Consider the following 18,638-nt stretch of genomic DNA (forward strand, 5'->3'; position numbering starts at 1 on the left):
GTTAGCGTGAGTCATGAGTGGGTCTCTTCTGGCAGGTGGGTTGTTGAGGAACTTCCATCCTGCGGGAGAGGCCCACTCGTCTCATCTCAGCCCGGTACGGATGTCAAGAACCTCATGACCCACAACAGCTAGCCTGGAGGGCATGACTTCCGCTGCCCCCGCATCTGTGAACGCCCCCGACGCGGCCGCCGTGCCCACCGTGGGCCTGGTCGGCTGGCGCGGCATGGTGGGGTCCGTCCTCCTGCAGCGCATGGCCGAGGAGGGCGACTTCGCCCGTATCCATCCCGTCTTCTTCTCCACGTCCAACGCCGGCGGTCCCGCGCCCGTGCTCGAGGGCATGGCCGGTGACCCGGGCGTGCTCCAGGACGCGTACGACGTGGACGCGCTCACGGCCCTGCCCGTGATCCTCACCGCGCAGGGCGGGGACTACACGCAGGCCGTGTACCCGAAGCTGCGCGCCGCCGGCTGGGACGGCATCTGGATCGACGCCGCCTCCACCCTGCGCATGGCGGACACCTCCGTGATCGCGCTGGACCCCGTGAACCGCGGCGTCATCGACGCCGCCCTGGCGAACGGGACGAAGGACTTCATCGGCGGCAACTGCACCGTCTCCTGCATGCTCATGGGCCTGGGGGGCCTGTTCAAGGCGGGCCTGGTCGAGTGGGGCACCGCCATGACCTACCAGGCGGCCTCCGGCGGCGGCGCCCGGCACATGCGCGAGCTGCTCACCCAGTACGCCGAGCTGGGCGGCGCGGTGCGGGCCGAGCTGGCCGATCCGGCGTCGGCGATCCTCGAGATCGACCGCAAGGTGATCGAGCTGCAGCGCGGCGGCCTGGACTCGACGCAGTTCGGCGTGCCGCTGGGCGGCTCGCTGATCCCCTGGATCGACTCCGACCTGGGCGACGGCGTCTCCCGCGAGGAGCGCAAGGCCTACGACGAGACCAACAAGGTGCTCGGACTGACCGGGGCGGACCGGATCCCGTTCGACTCGCTGTGCGTGCGGATCGGCGCCATGCGCTCCCACTCGCAGGCCCTCACCCTCAAGCTCACCCGGGACGTGCCGCTGGATGAGGTCGAGCAGATCATCGCCGCGGACAACGAGTGGGTGCAGGTGGTGCCGAACACCAAGGAGGCCACGGTCACCGACCTGACCCCGATCGCCGCGACCGGCACCCTGCAGATCCCCGTCGGCCGGCTGCGCAAGCTCAACATGGGTCCCGAGTACCTCTCGGCGTTCACCGTCGGCGACCAGCTGCTGTGGGGTGCGGCCGAGCCCGTGCGTCGCATGCTGATGATCGCCACCGGCAACCTCTGAGCCGCGACGCCGGTGCCGCGGCGCGCGCGGGGACCCGGCCCCACCCCCCTGCCCCCGTGCCCCCAGCCCCCGTTTTCGTTCGGGAAACGGCGGGTGTTCGCGCGTTGTCGTTCGGGAAACGGCGCCCGCGCCGCCTCGGGGGCGCCGTTTCCCGAACGAAAGCACTCCTGGGGGCGCCGTTTCCCGAACGAAAGTGAGGGGTCAGAGGCTGGTGCCGATGATCATCGGCTCGGGGTGCAGCTCGACGCCGAAGCGTTCGCGCACGCCGTCGCGCACGGTGCGCGCGACCGTCAGGACGTCCTCGGTGGTCGCGTCGCCGCGGTTGGTCATGGCGAGGGTGTGCTTCGTGGACACCGACGCGCGGCCCCCGGCCAGGCCGGTGCCGTCGGCTCCGCGGCCGTCCGGCCCGCCCTCGCGGGGGGCGACCTCGGGCAGCCCGAAGCCCTTCGCGAAGCCCGCGCGATCGATCAGCCAGGCCGCCGAGAGCTTCACGAGCGGCGTCCCGTCCTCGGCCTGGCCGGCGGCGAACGCCGGGGCGCCGTCGGGCAGGGAGGCCCGCACGGACGCGGGCACGATCGGGTTTGTGAAGTAGCTGCCCGTGGACCACGTGTCCGGGTCCGCCGGATCGGACACCATCCCCTTGGCGGCGCGCAGGGCCAGCACCTCGCGGCGGACCACCGCGAGCGGGGCATGGGCGCCCTCCTCGACGTCGAGCGCGGCCGCCAGCTGCCCGTAGCGGACCGGCACCGTCGGCTCGGCGTCGGAGGAGGCGCGACGCAGCCGCAGGTCGATCGAGAGCACGATCCACCGGGGACTCGGCGCGCCGGTCTCCAGCATGGAGCGCTTGATCACGGAGTCGCGGTAGCCGAAGCGCAGGTCCGCGGGCGTCAGCTCGACGACGTCGCCCGCCTCCCGGTCCCACGCGCGCAGGGCGACGAGCACCTGCGAGACGTCCGCGCCGTACGCGCCGACGTTCTGCACGGGCGTCGCGCCGGCCGAGCCCGGGATGCCCGAGAGCGCCTCGATCCCGCCGAGCCCGTGCGCCACGGTCCATGCGACGGCGTCGTCCCACGGGTGGCCCGCCGCGATCCGCACGACGACGGCCTCCCCCTCGTGGTCCGCGGACCGGGCCCCGTCGCCGGCGGGCGGCGTCTCGCCCTCGCCGGGCAGCGGCCCGTCCAGCACGTGGATGCCCTCGAAGGCCAGCCGCACGACGGTGCCGGGGAAGCCGGCGTCCGCCATGAGGGTGTTGGAACCGCCGCCGAGGACGAACAGGGGCTCGCCCGCCGCGTCGGCGGCGCGCACGGCCTCGATCGCCTCGGCCTCGGTGCGCGCGGTGACCCACGCGCGCGCAGGCCCGCCGACGCGGGTGGTGGTGTGGTCCGCCAGCCGCTCGCTCACGCGCTCTCCCCCGCGGGGTCGGCCAGACGGACCACGGCCTGCGCCTTGGTCAGCACGCGCGGCTTCGCCGCGTCCGGGTTGGTGACGTTCAGGTCGATCCGCACGGTCCCGGCGGCCTCGTCCACGGCGCCGACCGTGCCGACGACCTCGAGCGTGGCGCCGGGGACGGGCGCGCCGTCGTCGTCCGTGCGCCCCGTGGTGTCCGCGACGGGCACCATGCCGGTGAAGCGGGTCTGGTAGTCGACGACGGCGCCCGGGTCGCCCGCCCAGTCCGAGACGAGCTGCACGGCCGCGCCCATGGTGAGCATCCCGTGGGCGATGACGCCGGGCAGGCCGACGTGCTCGGCGAACGACGGGGACCAGTGGATCGGGTTGCGGTCGCCGGAGGCACCCGCGTAGGCGACGAGGTCGGCGCGGGTGAACGTGACGGTGCGCGTGCCGACCACCTCGCCCCGGGCGAGGTCGGACAGGCGGGGGGCGGTGCTCATCAGGACTCCTCTCCCCGGACCAGCAGGGTGGACGTGACGGTGGAGACGGGCGCGCCGTCCAGATCCGCGATCTCGGTGACGGTGGTGACCATGCGGTTGCCGCCGAGGGACTTCACGGCCTCGACCCGCACGGTCGCCACGACCTCGTCCCCGGCCACCAGCGGGCGGTGGTGGACGAAGCGCTCGTCCGCGTGGACCACACGCGAGAAGTCGATCCCCAGCTCGGGATCGGCGACGACGGCGGCCTCGGCGCGCTGCGCGATGACGACGGCGAAGGTCGGGGGGGCGACCAGGTCGGCGTGTCCCAGGGCCCGGGCGGCCGCGACGTCGTGGTGCGCGGGATGCTGGGCCTGCACGGCCTCGGCGAAGCCGCGGACCGCCTCACGACCGACCTGGAAGGGGGGCGCGGGCGGATAGCTCCGCCCGGCGACGTCGGGGTTCACGCTCAACTCGGGCCTCCTGCGGGACGGTTCTCGACTGCCGTCCAGCCTAACGGCCGGGGCGCCGCTCCCCCTGCCGGCGGGCGGCCTGGCGGAAGCGCACGAGCTGAGCGGACAGGTGAACGGCGACGCCCGCGCCGAGCACGCCCAGGGCGGTCCCGGAGACGGCGAGGCGTCCGGTGGTGCCGCCGACGACCGCCAGCACGATGCCCACGAGGAACAGCGCGGAGCCGGTCAGCACGAGGGTCCGGTACAGCCGGGAGCCGTGCTCCCACGGGGAGACGAAGCCGCGGGGCGCGGCGGTGCCGCGGGTGGGCTGGTGGGCGGGGCGACGCGTGGACATGCCCGCCAGGCTACCGGGGCGACGGACGGGCCCCGGAACGCGAAAGGACCCGGCCCCTCCGAGGAGGTGACCGGGTCCGTCCGATTCCGTAGCGGCGGGGGGACTCGATCCCCCGACCTCACGATTATGAGTCGTGCGCTCTAACCAGCTGAGCTACGCCGCCACGACACGAGAACGCCCGCACTCACGGTTTTCACGCCGCGAGGGCGGGCTCTCATGTCAGAGCCCCGACCGGGAATCGATCCCGGGACCTCCATCTTACCAAGATGGCGCTCTACCACTGAGCTATCGGGGCAACGAGGTGAGACTCTACCAGGGCCCCGGGGCCGATGCAAAATCGGCCCCGGTCACGGCCTCCGGCGGGGTCGGCACCCCGGCGGAATCAGCGGCGGGCGCCCCGATCCGAGCGCTCCTGGGCGCCCCAGCGGGGCTTGCGGCCGCCGGGGCGTCCCCTGCGGTCGCCACGGAAGCTGCGGTCGTCCCGGTCCTTGCGGAAGCCGCCACGATCCTCGCGGGAGCCGCGGTCGTCCCGGTCCTTGCGGTACCCGCCGCGCTGGCCGCCGTCGCGGTCCCCGCGGAAGCCGCCGCGCTCGCCGCGCTCGCCGCGGTCCTTGCGGAAGCCGCCGCGGCGCTCACCGCGGTCCTCGCCGTCACGCTCGGCGCGGGTCGGGCGGCCGGTGTCCTTGCGCAGGCCGAGGCGACGGCCGTTGATCTCGGCGTTGGCCGCGGCCTCGAGCTGGGCCGAGGTCAGGTCTGCCGGCAGCTCGACGAGCGAGTGGTTGCCACGCAGGTCGATCGCGCCGATGGCCGAGGCGGGCAGGCCCACCTCGTTCGCCAGCGCGCCCACGATGTTGCCCGGCCGCACACGGTCCTGGTGGCCGACGGCGATCCAGTACGTCGCGTTGCCGGCCGCGGGCTCCCGGGCCGGGCCACGCGAGCCGCGGCCGTCGCTCGCGCCGCGCTCACGGCCGCCGTCGCGCCCACCCTCGCGACCGCCGTCGCGGTCCTTGCGGCCCCGGCCGCCGCCGGACGGGATCTCCTGTTCGCGGGCCAGCAGCGGGCGGCCGCCCTGGGCCATCATGCCCAGCGCGGCGGCCACACGCGCCGGCTCGACCTCGTGCTCGTCGACGTACGCGGCGACGATCTCACCGAACACCGCCAGCTCCTCCTCCGAGGCGCGCTCGAGGGTGCGGGTGATGCCGTCGGCGAAGCGGCGCTTGCGGGCCGCGTTGACGTCGGCGACGGAGGGCACGGCCATCTCCTCGACCTGCTGGCGGGTGGTCCGCTCGATCTGCTTGAGCAGGAAGCGCTCGCGCGGGGTCATGAAGAGCACGGCGTCGCCCTGCCGGCCGGCGCGGCCGGTGCGGCCGATGCGGTGCACGTAGGACTCCGCGTCCTGCGGAATGTCGTAGTTGACCACGAGCGAGATGCGCTCGACGTCGAGGCCGCGGGCGGCGACGTCGGTGGCCACGAGGATGTCCACGCGGCCGGCCTTCAGGTCCTCCACGGTCTTCTCGCGCTGCTTCTGGGCGACGTCGCCGGAGATGGCCACGGCCTTGAACCCGGCGCGCGTGAGCTTCTGGGCGAGCTCCTCGGTACCGGCACGGGTGCGCACGAAGGCGATGACGCCGTCGTGCTCCTCGGTCTCGAGGATCCGGCTCAGGGCCTCGAACTTCCACTGGTGACCCACCTGCAGGTAGCGCTGGCGGATCGTGGCGGACGTCGTCGACTGACGGGCGACGGCCACCTCCTCCGGGGCGTTCAGGTACTGGGCGGAGATGCGGCGGATGGCCGGGGGCATGGTGGCGGAGAACAGCGCGGTCTGCTTCGTGTCCGGGGTGGAGGCGAGGATGCGGTCCACCTCCTCCGCGAAGCCCATGCGCAGCATCTCGTCCGCCTCGTCCAGCACGAGGGTCTGCAGGTCGGAGAGGTCCAGCGAGCCGCGCTCGAGGTGGTCGATCACGCGGCCCGGCGTGCCGACGACGACCTGGGCGCCGCGGCGCAGCGCGGAGAGCTGGGGGCCGTAGGGCGAGCCGCCGTAGACGGCCAGCACGGACACGTCGCCGAGATGCTTGGCGTACGCGTCGAAGGCCTCGGCGAGCTGGAGCGCGAGCTCGCGCGTGGGGGCCAGGGCGAGGATCTGCGGGGCGTTGGCGCGCCCGTTGACGTCCGAGGCCTCCGCCAGGCGGGAGAGCGCCGGCAGCGCGAACGCGCCGGTCTTGCCGGTGCCGGTCTGGGCCAGGCCCACGACGTCGCGGCCCGCGAGCAGCAGGGGGATGGTCGCCTCCTGGATGGGCGAGGGCGCGGTGTAGCCCAGGTCCTCGACGGCGGCCAGGACGCGGGCATCCAGGCCGAGGTCCAGGAAGGTGGGGCCGGCCGGCTCGGCGGGAGCCTCGGGGGCGGCGGGCTCGGCGGCGTCGACCTGCGGGACGGTCCCGGTGGCCTCCTGCTCCGCCTCGGCGAGCTCGGGGGCGACCTCGGCGGTGGTCTGGGGATCGAGGATGTCGGACATGGGTCCTCCTGTGGGGATGCGCGGGCGCACGCCGGAGGACGTCGGTCGCGGGTCGACGTCGTGGGGCGCAGGGGCCAGCTGGGTCAGATGATTCCGTCCACCCGGCAGCCCCCGAGGGCCACGACGTTCGTGACCCGCACACACATCTGCACAGACATCTGCAGTCCGGCGTGGCACACGCGTCCACGCTCATTCATCACAGGGGGAGAGACCGGATCCGGTCCGCCCAGTCTACGCCACCGGATCCCGGGCCGGGCTGCGCCCTCGGACACCCCGGTCGCTCACCGGCCGGGGCGATAGGCTCGGCAGGTGCCCCAGAACAGCGAAGACCGCCCCCTCGCCCGCGGGCTCGGCCGGGCCGCCGGCCGCGCCGCCCAGTCCTTCCGGGAGAATCAGCGGGCCGACGACGCACGGCTGCGCGCCGAGCGCGCCCGCCTCACCGCCGAGGACGAGGAGCGCCTGGAACGGCGCCGCGCGGACCGCGAGCGCGACCTGGTCGCGCGGGACGCGGCCGAGTCCGACGCCGGCCTCGTCCACCCGCTCCTGAAGGTCGCGCGCCTCTACTGGCTCGCGGTCACCGTGGTGCTGATCGGCATCGCGGGCGCGTTCCTCTGGAACGGGGCCCGCGCACAGGACAGCGGCGAGCCCGTCATCGATCCGCTCACCGGCATGGAGTCGGTGGGCGTGCTGGGCGGCGCGACGGGGCAGTTCACGATGGGCACCGCCGTCGCCCTGCTGGCCGCGGCGTCCCTGTGGGGCTGGATCGGTCTGCTGCGCCGCCGTCGTTCGGCGATCGGGACCCTGACGTTCATCGCCGTCCTGCTGGCCGCCCCCGCGTTCCTGCGGGCCAACGGCCTGCTGATCATCCTCGCCGTCGTGATGCTCCTGGGCGCCGCGCTCGTCTGGCTGCCGCCCGTGCGCTCGCGCGTGCGGCGCTGAGCCCGCGCGTCCCGCCCCCGCCGCCGGGCGGCGGCGCCGCTCAGTCCTCCACGGGACGGGCGGAGGCGACGACGGGCCGGGCCGTGGCGAGGTCGTACTCCATGACCTGACGGCCGCCGATCCACACGCGCAGGGCCCGCTGCATGACATCGAGCGGGTCGCCGGACCAGAGCACCAGGTCGGCATCCTTGCCCACCTCGAGGGAGCCGATGCGGTCGTCCAGCCCCAGCACGCGCGCGGGATGCAGGGTGATGGCGCGCAGGGCGGTCTCCCGGTCCAGGCCCTCCTTCACCGACAGCGCCGCCTGGTAGACGAGGAAGTCGATGGGCACCACCGGGTGGTCGGTGATGATGCTGATCTCGACGCCGGCCCGCGCCAGACGGCCCGGGTTGCGCATCGAGCGGCCCCGCAGCTCCGGCTTGGACTTGGTGGTGAACAGCGGGCCGATCAGCACCGGCACGCCGCGGGCCGCGAGCTGGTCGGCCAGCGGGTGCGCCTCGGTGCCGTGGTCCAGGACGAGGTCGTAGCCGAACTCGTCGGCCAGGCGCAGGGCGGTGGCGACGTCGTCGGTGCGGTGGCAGTGCTGGCGCCAGGGGATCGTGCGCTCCAGGACGAGGGCGAGGGCGTCGAGGTGGGGGTCGCGGGTGAAGGGCTTGTCCTCGCGCTCGGCCTCCGCGCGGCGGGCCATGTAGCCCTGCGCCCGCAGGAACGCCTCGCGGATCACGAGGGCGGTGCCCAGCCGCGTGGACGGGGTGCGGCCCTTCTCCTTGTAGACGTTCTTGGGGTTCTCGCCGAGGGCGGACTTCACGCCCGAGGGACTGCGCAGCACCATCTCGTCCACGGTGCGTCCGTGGGTGTGCAGCGCCACCGCCTGGCCGCCGATCGGGTTGCCCGAGCCGGGGTTCACGTTCACGGTGGTCACCCCGCCGGCCAGGGCGTCCTTCCAGCCCGGCTCGTTCGGGTCGACGGCGTCGATCGCCCGCACCCCGGCCATCACCGGGTCCGTCATCTCGTTGACGTCCGCGGTCGCACCGACCTCGCCCTCGGCGTGCATGCCGAGGTGGACGTGGGCATCCACGAAGCCGGGCAGCAGCCAGCGCCCCTCGCAGTCCACCACCTCGGCGCCGTCGGGCGCCTCGACGTCGGGGCCGAGCGCGGTGATCCGGCCGTCCTCGACGAGCAGGGCGCCGTCGAACGGCTCGGCGGCGACGGGGACGACATGGGCGTTGACGAAGGCGGTGAGGGTCATGCCCGTCACACTACGCCGCCCCGTGCTCCCCACCCGTGCGCTAGACCTCTGGCGGACGTCGGCGGGTCAGAGGCTGCCCAGAGCCCGCTCCAGGTCCGCCACGAGGTCCTCGGCGTCCTCGATGCCCACCGACAGGCGCAGCAGGTCGTCCGGCACGGCCAGCTCGGTGCCGGCCACGGAGGCGTGGGTCATCTCCGCCGGGTAGTTCATCAGCGACTCGATGCCGCCCAGGGACTCGGCGAGCTGGAACAGGCGGGTCGACTCGGCCACGCGGCGGGCCGCCGCGGCGCCGCCGGACAGGCGCAGCGAGACCATGCCGCCGAAACCGCGCATCTGCCGCTGCGCGAGCTCATGGCCGGGGTGGTCCGGCAGCCCCGGGTAGAGCACCTGGGAGACCTCGGCGCGGCCGGTGAGCCACTCGGCGACCGCCTGGGCGTTGGCCTGGTGACGGTCCATGCGCACCCCGAGCGTCTTGAGGCCGCGCGTGGTCAGGTACGCGTCCATGGGCCCGTTCACGGCCCCCGCCGCGAACTGCTGGAACTTCACCTGCTCGGCGAGTGCGGCGTCCGGGATCACGAGCGCCCCGCCGATCACGTCCGAGTGGCCGCCGATGTACTTCGTGGTGGAGTGCACCACCACGTCCGCGCCGAGGGCGATCGGGGACTGCAGGTACGGCGTCGCGAAGGTGTTGTCCACCACGAGCAGGGCGCCGTGCGCGTGGGCCGCCTCGGCGACCGCGGCGACGTCGGAGATCTTCATCATCGGGTTCGACGGGGTCTCCAGCCACACCATGACCGGCCCCGCGGCGGCGGCGCGCTCGACGGCGGCGGCGACCTGCTCGGCGTCCCCCATGTCCACGACGACGTGCTCCACGCCCCACGGGGCGAGCACGCGGGAGATGAGGCGGTAGGAGCCGCCGTACACGTCGTTGCCGAGCACGATCGTCATGCCCGGCCGGCCCGCGCCCATGATCAGCGCGGTCTCCGCGGCCAGGCCGGAGGCGAACGTGAGGCCGGTGGCCCGGGGGGCGCCGGACTCGTCGACGCCGGCCTCGAGCGCGGCCAGCTGCTCCTGCAGCGCGTCCCGGGTGGGGTTGGTGCCGCGGCCGTAGTCGTAGCCGCGCCGCAGCTCGCCGACGGCCGTGGGCGCGTAGGTGCTCGAGAGGTGGATCGGCGGGACGACGGCGCCGAACACCTCGTCCAGGTGCTGGCCCGCGTGCACGGCGCGCGTGCCGAAGCCTCCCCCCTGGGGGTGGGCGGCGGCGTCTTCGGCGCCGGTGTCGGGGGTGGTGGCGTGCGGGTCCTCGTGGACGTTCTGCTCGGTCATCTCGGGAGCCTCCTCGGAGAGATCGGGTCGGGTGGGGCGGGCGCGGCCGGTGCGGCCGGCCTCAGGCGGTGACGTGGGCGAGGACGTCGTGCAGGGTGACGACGCCCTGGACGCGGCCGGCCTCGAGCACCAGCAGCACGGGGTCCTGGGCGAGGCGCCGGGCCACGGCGCGCAGCGGGGTGCGCGCCCCCAGGCAGGGCAGCACGGGGCCCATGACGTCGGCCACGGGGGTCTGCGCGGTGGCCCGCCCCTCAGCGAGGGCGTCCGCGAGCGCGGCGGAGGAGACGGTGCCGCGGACCTCGCCGATCCGCAGGTCGTGCCGGGGCTCGAGGATCACGGGCAGGGCGTCGACGCCGTACCGGTTCATGGTCGCCACGGCGTCCGCCACCGAGGTGGTCGGGGCCGCGGTGACGAGGGTGGGCACGGAGCCCGGGAACAGGTCGGCCTTCTCGGTCAGCAGCTCCCCCGCCGTCGCGGACCAGCGGTCGGCCTCGGCGGGGGCGCCCGCGCGGGTCGCCGGCTCGGCGTCGGCGTGCTCGAGCACCTCGACGGGCGTGCCGGCCCCGCCGGCGGCCCCCGTGGCGCCGTCGTCGTCCATCTGCGGGACCGCCGAGCGGGTGCGCCCGCGCGCCCACGCCGGCAGCACGGTCTCGCGGACGTCGTAGTCGAAGCCGCGCTCGTCCATCCACGGGTCGTTGAAGATCTTGGCGAGGTAGCCGCGGCCCGAGTCGGGCAGCACGATCACCATGACGTCCTCCGGGCCGAGCTCGCGGGCGGCGCGCAGGCCGGCGACGACGGCCAGACCGGAGGAGCCGCCCACGAGCAGGCCCTCCTCGGCGGCGAGGCGGCGGGTCATGGCCAGGGCCTCGGCGTCCTCGACGGCGATGACCTCGTCCGGGACCGCGGGGTCGTAGTTGTCCACCCACATGTCCTCGCCGACACCCTCGACGAAGTAGGGCCGGCCGGCGCCGCCGGAGTACACCGAGCCGCTGGGGTCCGCGCCGATCACGCGGACCGGACCGGACGGGCGGTCCGCCGAGACCTCCTTGAGGTAGCGGCCGGTGCCCGTGATGGTGCCGCCCGTGCCGGCGCCCATCACGACGTGGGTGACGCGGCCGGCCGTGTCCTCCCAGATCTCGGGGCCGGTGGTCTCGTAGTGGGAGGCCGGGGCGGCGGGGTTGAAGAACTGGTTGGGCTGATAGGCCCCGGGGATCTCCCGCACGAGGCGGTCGGCGACCCCGTAGTAGGACTCCTCGGACGTCGGGTCCACGGCGGTGGGCGTGACGACGAGCTCGGCGCCGTACGCGCTGAGCACGTCCCGCTTCTCCTGACCCACCTTGTCCGGGGTGACGAACACGGTGCGGTAGCCCTTGAGCTGCGAGACCAGGGCCAGCCCCACGCCCGTGTTGCCCGAGGTGGGCTCCACGACGGTGCCGCCCGGGCCGAGCAGGCCCTCGCGCTCGGCCTCCTCGATCATCTTCAGCGCGATGCGGTCCTTCACGGAGCCGCCGGGGTTCAGGTACTCGACCTTCACCAGGACGGTGGCCTCGATGCCCTCCGTCACGGAGTGCAGCTTCACGAGCGGGGTGTGCCCGATCAGCTCGAGGACGTTCTCGGCGTACTGCATGGGCTGCGCAGGGGTGGGCGCGGGGGTCTTTTCACTCACGCACCCCACGCTACGCCAGGGGCCGGACGCCGAAGGAGGGCTCCGGACACGCGGGGCAACGCCCGGCGTGCGCGCCGTCACGGCCGACGTCGTCCTGTCCGGGCCCGGGTGTACGGTGCGGGCATGACCGCCCCGGACGCCGAGCGCCGCGTGCGCGTGCCCGTCCCCGTGGACGTCGCGCTCACCCTGCGCCCCCTGCAGCGCGGTGCGGCCGACCCCACGGTCCGCGCCACACCGCAGGGCGTCTGGCTCACTCTGCGCTCCCCCGCCCCGGACGTGGCGTCGGGCGGCCCGGGCCGGCCGACGTCGTTGCTGGTCTCCGGCGTCCGGGAGGCCGCAGGGGGCGGCACCGCGGTGACGGCCCGCGCGTGGGGCGCGGGCGCGAGCGCCGCCGTCGCCGGCGTGGAACGCCTGCTCGGCCTGCACGACGACGGCTGGGACGCCTTCGACGCCCTGCTGCGGCCGGACTCCGGCGCGCCCGCGCTGCCGCCGCACGTGCGCGAGGCGCGGCGGATGCGGGCCGGGCTGCGGCTGCCAGCGGCGGGCGCGCTGTCCCGGCAGCTGCTCACCGCCGTGCTCGAGCAGAAGGTCACCCACGACCAGGCGCGGCACGGCTGGCGCACCCTCGTGCGGCTGGCCGCCCGGATCGACGACGACGGGCCCGCCCCCGGCCCGGTGCCGCCGGGGATGCTGCCGCCGCCGACCCCGGCCGCCGTCCTGCGGATCCCCTCGTGGGACTGGCATGCGCGGGCCTGGGTGCAGCCCTCCCAGTCGCGGACCATGCTGGAGGTCGCCCGGCGGGCCGCGAGCATCGACCGGCTCGGCGACGCGGTCGCCCCCGGGGACACGGCCGGGGTGGCCGCGCTGGCCCGGCGCCTGGAGTCGGTGCCCGGGATCGGGCCGTGGACCACGGCCGAGGCGCTGCAGCGCAGCCACGGGGCGGCGGACCTCGTCTCCGTGGGCGACTACCACCTGGCGCAGTACGTGGGGCAGGTCCTCACGGGACGCCGGACCGACGACGCCGGGATGCTCCGCCTGCTCGCGCCATGGGCCGGGCACCGGCAGCGGGTGGTGCGGATGATCGGGCTCTCCGGAGAGCGCAAGCAGGCGTTCGGGCCCAAGCTCGCCCCGGCCGACCACCGCGCCCACTGACGCGACGCCGGGCCGGCCGAGGCCGTGCCGGCGCGTCCGCGCGACCCCTCCGCTCCTGCACAGGCCGCTGCTCCCGGCGTGTCCTCCCCAGCCCCGGCCGGGTCCGGCCGGCCGCCCGCCCCGGGTTCCTAGCGTGGGCGATGCCGCTCCGACCGGTGCGGCGCCGCCGGGACCCTGATGAGTCCCCACCCGGGAGGAGACCGCCATGACCACCGCCTTCGAGCCCCGCCCGCACACCGCCGCCGCCCCGCGCGAACCCGACCCGCACGGCCCCGGCACGCCCGGCTCCCTGCGTCCGGGCGAGCGCGGCTCCGTGCTCATCGTGACCCGCCACCCCGACCCGGACGAGGCCATGCGGCACGCGATGGCCTGGATCACCGCCTTCGAGGAGGACTGCGGCCTCGTGCTGGACACGGACGAGACCGCGCTCTACGCCGTCGGCCGAGCGGGCGACCTGGGTGAAGCCCTGCGTCGCGGCCCCCTGGTCCACGAGGACGGCAGCCCCGCCGACACCTCCGCGTTCGTGGACGCGGTGCTCGCGGACGGCACGTGGCGCCTGCGCGACGCCGACCCGCGGGCGTGGTCGACCACGTACCGTGCCACGATCCTGGGCGCCGCCCCCGAGGCGGTCTGCACCATCTGGGACGTGTTCCCGCTGCCCGCCGCCTGAGGGTGACGGTCGTCGTCAGCCCGCACCCTGGGCGTGGGCCTGGGCCTGGGCCTGGACGACCTTCGCGCCCTCTTCGCGCAGCTCGACCTTGCGGACCTTGCCGGAGACGGTCATGGGGAAGGCGTCGAGCACGCGGACGTAGGCCGGGATCTTGAAGTGCGCGATCCGGCCCGTGGCGAACTCGCGGACGGCGTCCACGGTGAGCGGCTCGACGCCGTCCTTCATGATCACGCAGGCCATGAGCTGCTCGCCGTACTTCTCGTCCGGCACGCCCACCACCTGGACGTCCTGGATGTCCGGGTGGGTGTAGAGGAACTCCTCCACCTCGCGCGGGGAGATGTTCTCGCCGCCGCGGATCACGAGGTCCTTGATGCGGCCCTCGATGCGCACGGAGCCGTCCTCGTCCATGGAGGCGAGGTCGCCGGAGTGCATCCAGCCGTCGGCGTCCAGCACCTCGGCGGTCTTCTCGGGGGCGTCCCAGTAGCCGAGCATCACGGAGTAGCCGCGGGTGCACAGCTCGCCCGTGGCCCCGCGCGGGACGACCTCACCGGTGGCGGGGTCCACGATCTTCGTCTCCACGTGGGGCATGGTGCGGCCGACGGTCTGGGTGCGCACCTCCAGGGAGTCGTCGCGGCGGGTCATGGTGGACACGGGCGCGGTCTCCGTCATGCCGTAGCAGATGGCGACCTCGGACATGTGGAACCGGTCGATGACCTTCTTCATCACCTCGACGGGGCACGTGGAGCCGGCCATCACGCCGGTGCGCAGCGTCGTCAGGTCCAGCTCGTCCGCCTCGGGCCGGGCGAGCATGGCGATGAACATCGCCGGCACGCCGTACAGGCTCGTCGCGCCGGTGGCGGCCACGGCCCGCAGCGCCGAGACCGGCTCGAAGCTGCGCGCCGGGATGACGGCGAGCGAGCCATGGGAGACGGTGGCGATCACGCCGATCACCATGCCGAAGCAGTGGAAGAACGGCACCGGGATCACCACGGTGTCCTCCTCCGTGTAGCCCAGCAGCTCGCCGATGTGGAAGCCGTTGTTCAGCACGTTGCGATGCGTCAGCGTGACGCCCTTGGGGAAGCCGGTGGTGCCCGAGGTGTACTGCAGGTTCACGGGGTCCGCCGGCCGGGTGGCGGCCTCGCGCGCGGCCAGGTCCTCGTCCGAGACCCGCGCGGCCCCGGCCAGGAAGGCGGCCCACGTGCCCTCGGCCACGGGATCGGCGGCGTGCCGGCCGGCCACGTCACCGTCCTGCACGTGGGCGTAGGCGTCCTCGCCGCTCCCGGCCGGCAGCATGATCAGCTGCCGCAGGTGCGGCGCCGACTCACGGGTCACGGCCCGCGCGGTGGCGGGCGGGTCCATGCGTGCGTCCGCGCAGGCCACCACCAGCCCGCGCATGTCGCACTGCTCGACCACGTACGTCAGCTCGTGGGCGCGGTACGCCGGGTTGAGGTTCACGAGGATGACGCCGGCGCGTGCCGCGCCGTAGAGCAGCGAGACCCACTCGGCGACGTTGGGGCTCCACATCCCGATCCGGTCCCCCGCCTCGTAGCCCGCAGCCATGAGCGCCTTGGCCACCGTCACGGACTCCTCCCGCAGCTGCCCGTAGGTCCAGGTGCGTCCGGTGGCAGGGTCCCCGTCCGGTCCACACTCCAGGAGGGCAGCGCGGTCGGCGAACCGGCGGGCGGTGTCGTCGAGGTTCTGGGCCAGGGTCTGCTCGAGCAGCTCGACGTCGGTCGGTCCCTGGGTGAAGGACTCGGGGGCGGTGGACTCGGTCATCGGGCGCTCCTCGCGGACGGTCGGGCGACGCCGCACGGCGTCACGATGCACGGCCGTGCCGCCGCCGGACCGCGGAGGGCATCGGGTGTGACACGGACCACAGGCAGGCTACGTCGCCTGGCGGGAGGCCGCCACCTCCCGGGGCGGGGACGCGGGGTGTGCCACGGCCCCGGACGGCAGAAGACCCCGGGACCGTACGGTCCCGGGGTCTTCGTTCCGGTGGCAGATACTGGATTCGAACCAGTGAAGGCAGTGCCAGCTGATTTACAGTCAGCCCCCTTTGGCCGCTCGGGAAATCTGCCCTGCCACCCGGCGGCTGCCGGACGTCTCGAGGACGACCGCACCGGTCGGGCGAGAGTCCACTGTACAGCATCTCCGCGCCACGCCGCCAATCGGCCCGGGACCGCGTCCGTCGTCCCCGGTAGGCTGGCCCGCAGAGCGCTCCGCGCGGCCCCGCAGTGGCCGTCGACGACGGGCGCGCCCCGTCCGCAGACCCTGAAGGAGAGCACCCGTGGCCAGCGATTCCACGTTCGACGTCGTCAGCAAGGTGGACAGCCAGGAGGTGTCCAACGCCCTGAACCAGGCGCAGAAGGAGATCGCCCAGCGCTACGACTTCAAGGGCGTCGGCGCCGAGATCGACTTCTCCGGCGAGAAGATCCTCATGAAGGCCTCCTCCGAGGAGCGCGTCAAGGCCGTCAAGGACGTGTTCGAGTCCAAGCTCGTCAAGCGCGGCATCTCCCTCAAGTCCCTCGACGCCGGCGCCCCGTTCGCCTCCGGCAAGGAGTACCGCATCGAGGCGACCATGAAGGAGGGCATCGACCAGCCCACCGCGAAGAAGATCACCAAGCTGATCCGCGACGAGGGCCCCAAGTCCGTCAAGGCCCAGATCCAGGGGGACGAGCTGCGCGTGTCCTCCAAGTCCCGCGACGACCTGCAGTCGGTCATCGCGATGCTCAAGGACTTCGAGGACGCGGACCTGCAGTTCGTGAACTTCCGCTGATCCGCACGCCGTCTCCCCTCCGAGCCCACCAGGAGTCCCCATGCTGTACCTGATCGACCCTCGCGGGGCCGTGTGGTCCGCCGACACCACGATCGGCCGGGCGCGGGCCCGGGCCCGCGTGGACGGCCGCCCGGTCGACGACCTGAAGTTCACCAAGGCCGCCATGCTCCTGACCTTCGAGGACCATGTGGACCTCGCGCTGCGTCACGGCATCGCCGCCCCGCGCGGCCTCCTCCTCGACCACGGGTTCGTGGCCCAGGTGCTCGCCCCCGCGAACCTGAAGGCCCAGCGCGCCAACCAGGACGCGATCGCCGAGCAGCTCGCGGTGGTGGAGCGTCGCACGGAGGACGTCGGATCGCTGCGCTCCCACCGGCACGCGGCCGCCTACGAGGGCGCGGACCAGGATCTGGAGCGCCGCATCAAGAAGGCGGAGGAGGCGGCCCGCGAGACGCTCCAGGCGGCCCCGGACGAGGACCTCGTCCGCCACTGGACGCGCCTGGGCGGCGCGGTGCCGGCCACGCTCCAGGCCGACCGCGACCGCTGACCCGCCGGCCGCCGTCGTCGTGGTGGCTCCCGTGGACGGCGGCTCAGGCTGCCGCGAGCCAGACGTTTCGGCGGTTTCGCGGCCCGATCTGCAGCAGAATCATCTGGCTCACGGGCAGAAACGTCTGGCTCGGCGCTCCTCGGCGGTCGCGGGCTCGCAGCCTCCCGCCACGGAACCCCGCGCCCGCTCAGGGTGTGGGGTTCCGCGCGTCGTAGCGCAGGAAGCCGGGCTCCCACCGCATCAGCGCGGTCACGCCGAGCATGCACAGCACACCGCCGGCCAGCAGGGTCGGCCCCTCCCCCAGGCCCACGGAGGCGCCGCCGGTGAGCAGCTCGCCCAGGCGCGGCCCGCCCGCCGCCACGACGACGAACACGCCCTGCAGCCGGCCGCGCAGGTGGTCCGGGGTCGCGGACTGCAGGATCGAGCCGCGGAAGACGCCGGAGAGCGAGTCCGCGGCCCCGCCCACCGCCATGCACAGCGCGGCGAGGGCGAACGCGAGCGTGAGGCGGGGATCGCCGTCGGGCAGGGACTGCGCCCACCACACCACGCCGCCGAACGCGGCCACCGCCGCGCCCCACACGAGGATCGAGACGTACACGCCCCAGCCCTGCGCATGCAGGCGTGTGAACGGCGCGGAGAACAGCCCCGCGAGGAACGCGCCCGCCGCCATCGCGGCCAGCAGCACCCCGACGGCGGCCTCACCGCCGCCGAGCACCACGGCGCCGATGGCGGGCAGCAGGGCGCGCGGGAACGCCGTCGTCATGGCCACGATGTCCGCCAGGAAGGTCATCCGCAGGTTCGGTCGCGAGCCGAGGAAGCGCAGGCCCTCGACCACCGAGGCCAGGCCCCAGCGCGCCCCCGAGGCGGGCGCGGCCTCGCCCCGCTGCGGCGGCAGGGACGGCAGCCGCCACACGGCGTACAGGGCGGCGAGGAAGGTGACGACGTCGATCGAGTAGGTCCACGCGTAGCCGACCGCCGCCACGAGCACGCCGCCCAGCACGGGGCCGACCATCAGGGCCACGGAGAACGTCATCATGTTCAGCGCGTTCGCCGCCGGCACGAGCGGCAGGCCCACGAGCGCGGGGATGATCGCGCCGCGGGTGGGCTGGTTGATGCCGGACGCGCCGGAGTGCAGGGCCACGAGGGCGTACAGCACCGGCACCGACTCGAGCCCGGCCCAGGCCTGCGCGGCGATGCCGACCGTGGTCAGCCACATGACGGCCGACGAGGTCAGTGCGACGCGGCGGCGGTCGTGCCGGTCCGCGATCGCGCCGCCGTACAGGCCCGCGACCACGAGCGGCACGAGCGCGGCGAGGCCGAGCAGGCCCACCGCGAACGAGGAGCCGGTCAGGGCGAACACCTCGAGGGACACCGCCACGAGCGTGAGCTACGTGCCCACGTACGCGAGCGTGTTGCCGAGCCACAGCCGCCGGTAGGCGGGTGAGACCCGCAGCGGGGTGATGTCGACGAGGAGGCGGGCCACCCCGGAAGCCTAGCGCCGGGGCGGCCAGGGCCCGCCCCGGATCAGACGGTCGGGACGGAGGCCCCGTCGCGGGAGATGCGGGTCATCTCCTCCCGGTCCACGACCTTCACCCGCTCCCGCGCCACCGGACCGGCCTCCGTGGCCCGCGCACCCAGGGACTTCTCATGGTCATCCAGAGCATGCCAACCGGCCCACGTCGTGTACGGCACCTCACGGGACTCGAGCAGCTCGATCACCGACTCCTCGGAGGGCTCCTGGGCCGTCCACAGCCCCGGCTCGTCCTCGATCAGATGCTTGATCGTCTCCAGGGAGTCACCCTTGGTGTGCCCGATCA

16 protein-coding genes, 3 tRNA genes and 1 pseudogene are annotated in these 18,638 nt (G+C 74.2%); 6 read left to right on the plus strand and 14 right to left on the minus strand.

All coding sequences use genetic code 11. From position 1 onward, the window contains the following. Nucleotides 1-142 precede the first annotated feature (142 nt). Nucleotides 143-1,315 carry an aspartate-semialdehyde dehydrogenase gene (gene asd / locus MF605_RS11100; RefSeq protein ID WP_052520052.1) on the plus strand — a complete coding sequence of 391 codons (1,173 nt, stop codon included), beginning with the start codon at nt 143-145 and terminating at the stop codon, nt 1,313-1,315. Nucleotides 1,316-1,516: 201 nt separating this feature from the next. On the opposite strand, the gene MF605_RS11105 is transcribed toward asd, so the two are convergent. From MF605_RS11105 to MF605_RS11135, 7 genes are all read right to left on the minus strand, one after another. Continuing rightward, nucleotides 1,517-2,716 carry a UDP-N-acetylmuramate dehydrogenase gene (locus MF605_RS11105; RefSeq protein ID WP_101965855.1) on the minus strand — a complete coding sequence of 400 codons (1,200 nt, stop codon included), beginning with the start codon at nt 2,714-2,716 and terminating at the stop codon, nt 1,517-1,519. After that, entirely contained in the window at nt 2,713-3,204 is a 492-nt protein-coding gene (locus MF605_RS11110; protein ID WP_078025942.1) for a MaoC/PaaZ C-terminal domain-containing protein, read from the minus strand. The genes MF605_RS11105 and MF605_RS11110 overlap by 4 nt, the downstream gene beginning before the upstream one ends. Next, nucleotides 3,204-3,653 carry an FAS1-like dehydratase domain-containing protein gene (locus MF605_RS11115; protein ID WP_002854745.1) on the minus strand — a complete coding sequence of 150 codons (450 nt, stop codon included), beginning with the start codon at nt 3,651-3,653 and terminating at the stop codon, nt 3,204-3,206. Before MF605_RS11115 ends, MF605_RS11110 begins: the two co-directional genes overlap by 1 nt. Before the next feature lie 40 nt (nt 3,654-3,693). Then, a complete protein-coding gene (locus MF605_RS11120) occupies nt 3,694-3,987 on the minus strand; it encodes a hypothetical protein (protein ID WP_041103577.1) in 294 nt (97 codons plus the stop codon). Between the two features lie 89 nt (nt 3,988-4,076). Then, nucleotides 4,077-4,150, minus strand: a tRNA-Met gene (locus MF605_RS11125). A 60-nt stretch (nt 4,151-4,210) separates the two neighbouring features. Next, nucleotides 4,211-4,282, minus strand: a tRNA-Thr gene (locus MF605_RS11130). An 87-nt stretch (nt 4,283-4,369) separates the two neighbouring features. After that, a complete protein-coding gene (locus tag MF605_RS11135) occupies nt 4,370-6,499 on the minus strand; it encodes a DEAD/DEAH box helicase (RefSeq protein WP_134416933.1) in 2,130 nt (709 codons plus the stop codon). Between the two features lie 309 nt (nt 6,500-6,808). On the opposite strand from MF605_RS11135, the gene MF605_RS11140 reads away from it, so the two are divergent. Continuing rightward, a complete protein-coding gene (locus tag MF605_RS11140) occupies nt 6,809-7,438 on the plus strand; it encodes a hypothetical protein (RefSeq protein WP_060974118.1) in 630 nt (209 codons plus the stop codon). 40 nt (nt 7,439-7,478) lie between these two features. On the opposite strand, the gene MF605_RS11145 is transcribed toward MF605_RS11140, so the two are convergent. From MF605_RS11145 to MF605_RS11155, 3 genes are all read right to left on the minus strand, one after another. Next, complete coding sequence (locus MF605_RS11145; RefSeq protein WP_060974117.1) at nt 7,479-8,687, minus strand: amidohydrolase; 1,209 nt, start codon at nt 8,685-8,687, stop codon at nt 7,479-7,481. A 66-nt stretch (nt 8,688-8,753) separates the two neighbouring features. Next, a complete protein-coding gene (locus tag MF605_RS11150; protein ID WP_078025945.1) occupies nt 8,754-10,013 on the minus strand; it encodes a cystathionine gamma-synthase in 1,260 nt (419 codons plus the stop codon). Nucleotides 10,014-10,074: 61 nt separating this feature from the next. Further along, on the minus strand, nt 10,075-11,640 hold the full coding sequence (locus tag MF605_RS11155; RefSeq protein WP_036317690.1) for a pyridoxal-phosphate dependent enzyme: 1,566 nt from the start codon (nt 11,638-11,640) through the stop codon (nt 10,075-10,077). Between the two features lie 162 nt (nt 11,641-11,802). Here MF605_RS11155 and MF605_RS11160 point away from each other — a divergent pair, with 162 nt between their 5' ends. Both MF605_RS11160 and MF605_RS11165 read left to right on the plus strand, forming a co-directional pair. Further along, entirely contained in the window at nt 11,803-12,831 is a 1,029-nt protein-coding gene (locus tag MF605_RS11160; RefSeq protein ID WP_044659543.1) for a DNA-3-methyladenine glycosylase family protein, read from the plus strand. A gap of 205 nt (nt 12,832-13,036) precedes the next feature. Beyond that, complete coding sequence (locus tag MF605_RS11165; protein ID WP_041103583.1) at nt 13,037-13,501, plus strand: hypothetical protein; 465 nt, start codon at nt 13,037-13,039, stop codon at nt 13,499-13,501. A 15-nt stretch (nt 13,502-13,516) separates the two neighbouring features. On the opposite strand, the gene MF605_RS11170 is transcribed toward MF605_RS11165, so the two are convergent. Both MF605_RS11170 and MF605_RS11175 read right to left on the minus strand, forming a co-directional pair. Further along, nucleotides 13,517-15,277 (minus strand): AMP-binding protein, encoded by a 1,761-nt coding sequence (locus tag MF605_RS11170; protein ID WP_134416932.1) that lies wholly within the window; start codon nt 15,275-15,277, stop codon nt 13,517-13,519. Between the two features lie 220 nt (nt 15,278-15,497). After that, a tRNA-Tyr gene (locus tag MF605_RS11175) sits at nt 15,498-15,579 on the minus strand. A 209-nt stretch (nt 15,580-15,788) separates the two neighbouring features. Here MF605_RS11175 and MF605_RS11180 point away from each other — a divergent pair. Together MF605_RS11180 and MF605_RS11185 are read left to right on the plus strand one after the other, a co-directional pair. Continuing rightward, on the plus strand, nt 15,789-16,277 hold the full coding sequence (locus MF605_RS11180) for a YajQ family cyclic di-GMP-binding protein (RefSeq protein WP_002856881.1): 489 nt from the start codon (nt 15,789-15,791) through the stop codon (nt 16,275-16,277). A gap of 40 nt (nt 16,278-16,317) precedes the next feature. Then, the gene (locus MF605_RS11185) at nt 16,318-16,821 is read left to right on the plus strand and encodes a hypothetical protein (protein ID WP_036317679.1); all 504 of its coding nucleotides are present in this window, start codon (nt 16,318-16,320) and stop codon (nt 16,819-16,821) included. Between the two features lie 187 nt (nt 16,822-17,008). On the opposite strand, the gene MF605_RS11190 is transcribed toward MF605_RS11185, so the two are convergent. Together MF605_RS11190 and MF605_RS11195 are read right to left on the minus strand one after the other, a co-directional pair. Further along, on the minus strand, nt 17,009-18,199 hold the full coding sequence (locus tag MF605_RS11190; protein WP_242821287.1) for an MFS transporter: 1,191 nt from the start codon (nt 18,197-18,199) through the stop codon (nt 17,009-17,011). Between the two features lie 146 nt (nt 18,200-18,345). Beyond that, a pseudogene (locus tag MF605_RS11195) lies at nt 18,346-18,638 on the minus strand (pyridine nucleotide-disulfide oxidoreductase); the annotation flags it as partial.

Source organism: Micrococcus luteus, assembly GCF_022664405.1.
In the GTDB taxonomy this organism is placed as follows: Bacteria; Actinomycetota; Actinomycetes; order Actinomycetales; family Micrococcaceae; genus Micrococcus; species Micrococcus luteus.

Bases quoted from the DNA above. Each gene is read 5' to 3' on its own strand.
- MF605_RS11145 (WP_060974117.1), bottom strand. From the start codon at position 8,687: ATGACCCTCACCGCCTTCGTCAACGCCCATGTCGTCCCCGTCGCCGCC.
- MF605_RS11185 (WP_036317679.1), top strand. From the start codon at position 16,318: ATGCTGTACCTGATCGACCCTCGCGGGGCCGTGTGGTCCGCCGACACC.
- MF605_RS11120 (WP_041103577.1), bottom strand. From the start codon at position 3,987: ATGTCCACGCGTCGCCCCGCCCACCAGCCCACCCGCGGCACCGCCGCG.
- MF605_RS11155 (WP_036317690.1), bottom strand. From the start codon at position 11,640: ATGCAGTACGCCGAGAACGTCCTCGAGCTGATCGGGCACACCCCGCTC.
- MF605_RS11110 (WP_078025942.1), bottom strand. From the start codon at position 3,204: ATGAGCACCGCCCCCCGCCTGTCCGACCTCGCCCGGGGCGAGGTGGTC.
- MF605_RS11160 (WP_044659543.1), top strand. From the start codon at position 11,803: ATGACCGCCCCGGACGCCGAGCGCCGCGTGCGCGTGCCCGTCCCCGTG.
- MF605_RS11170 (WP_134416932.1), bottom strand. From the start codon at position 15,277: ATGACCGAGTCCACCGCCCCCGAGTCCTTCACCCAGGGACCGACCGAC.
- MF605_RS11150 (WP_078025945.1), bottom strand. From the start codon at position 10,013: ATGACCGAGCAGAACGTCCACGAGGACCCGCACGCCACCACCCCCGAC.
- MF605_RS11135 (WP_134416933.1), bottom strand. From the start codon at position 6,499: ATGTCCGACATCCTCGATCCCCAGACCACCGCCGAGGTCGCCCCCGAG.
- MF605_RS11165 (WP_041103583.1), top strand. From the start codon at position 13,037: ATGACCACCGCCTTCGAGCCCCGCCCGCACACCGCCGCCGCCCCGCGC.
- asd (WP_052520052.1), top strand. From the start codon at position 143: ATGACTTCCGCTGCCCCCGCATCTGTGAACGCCCCCGACGCGGCCGCC.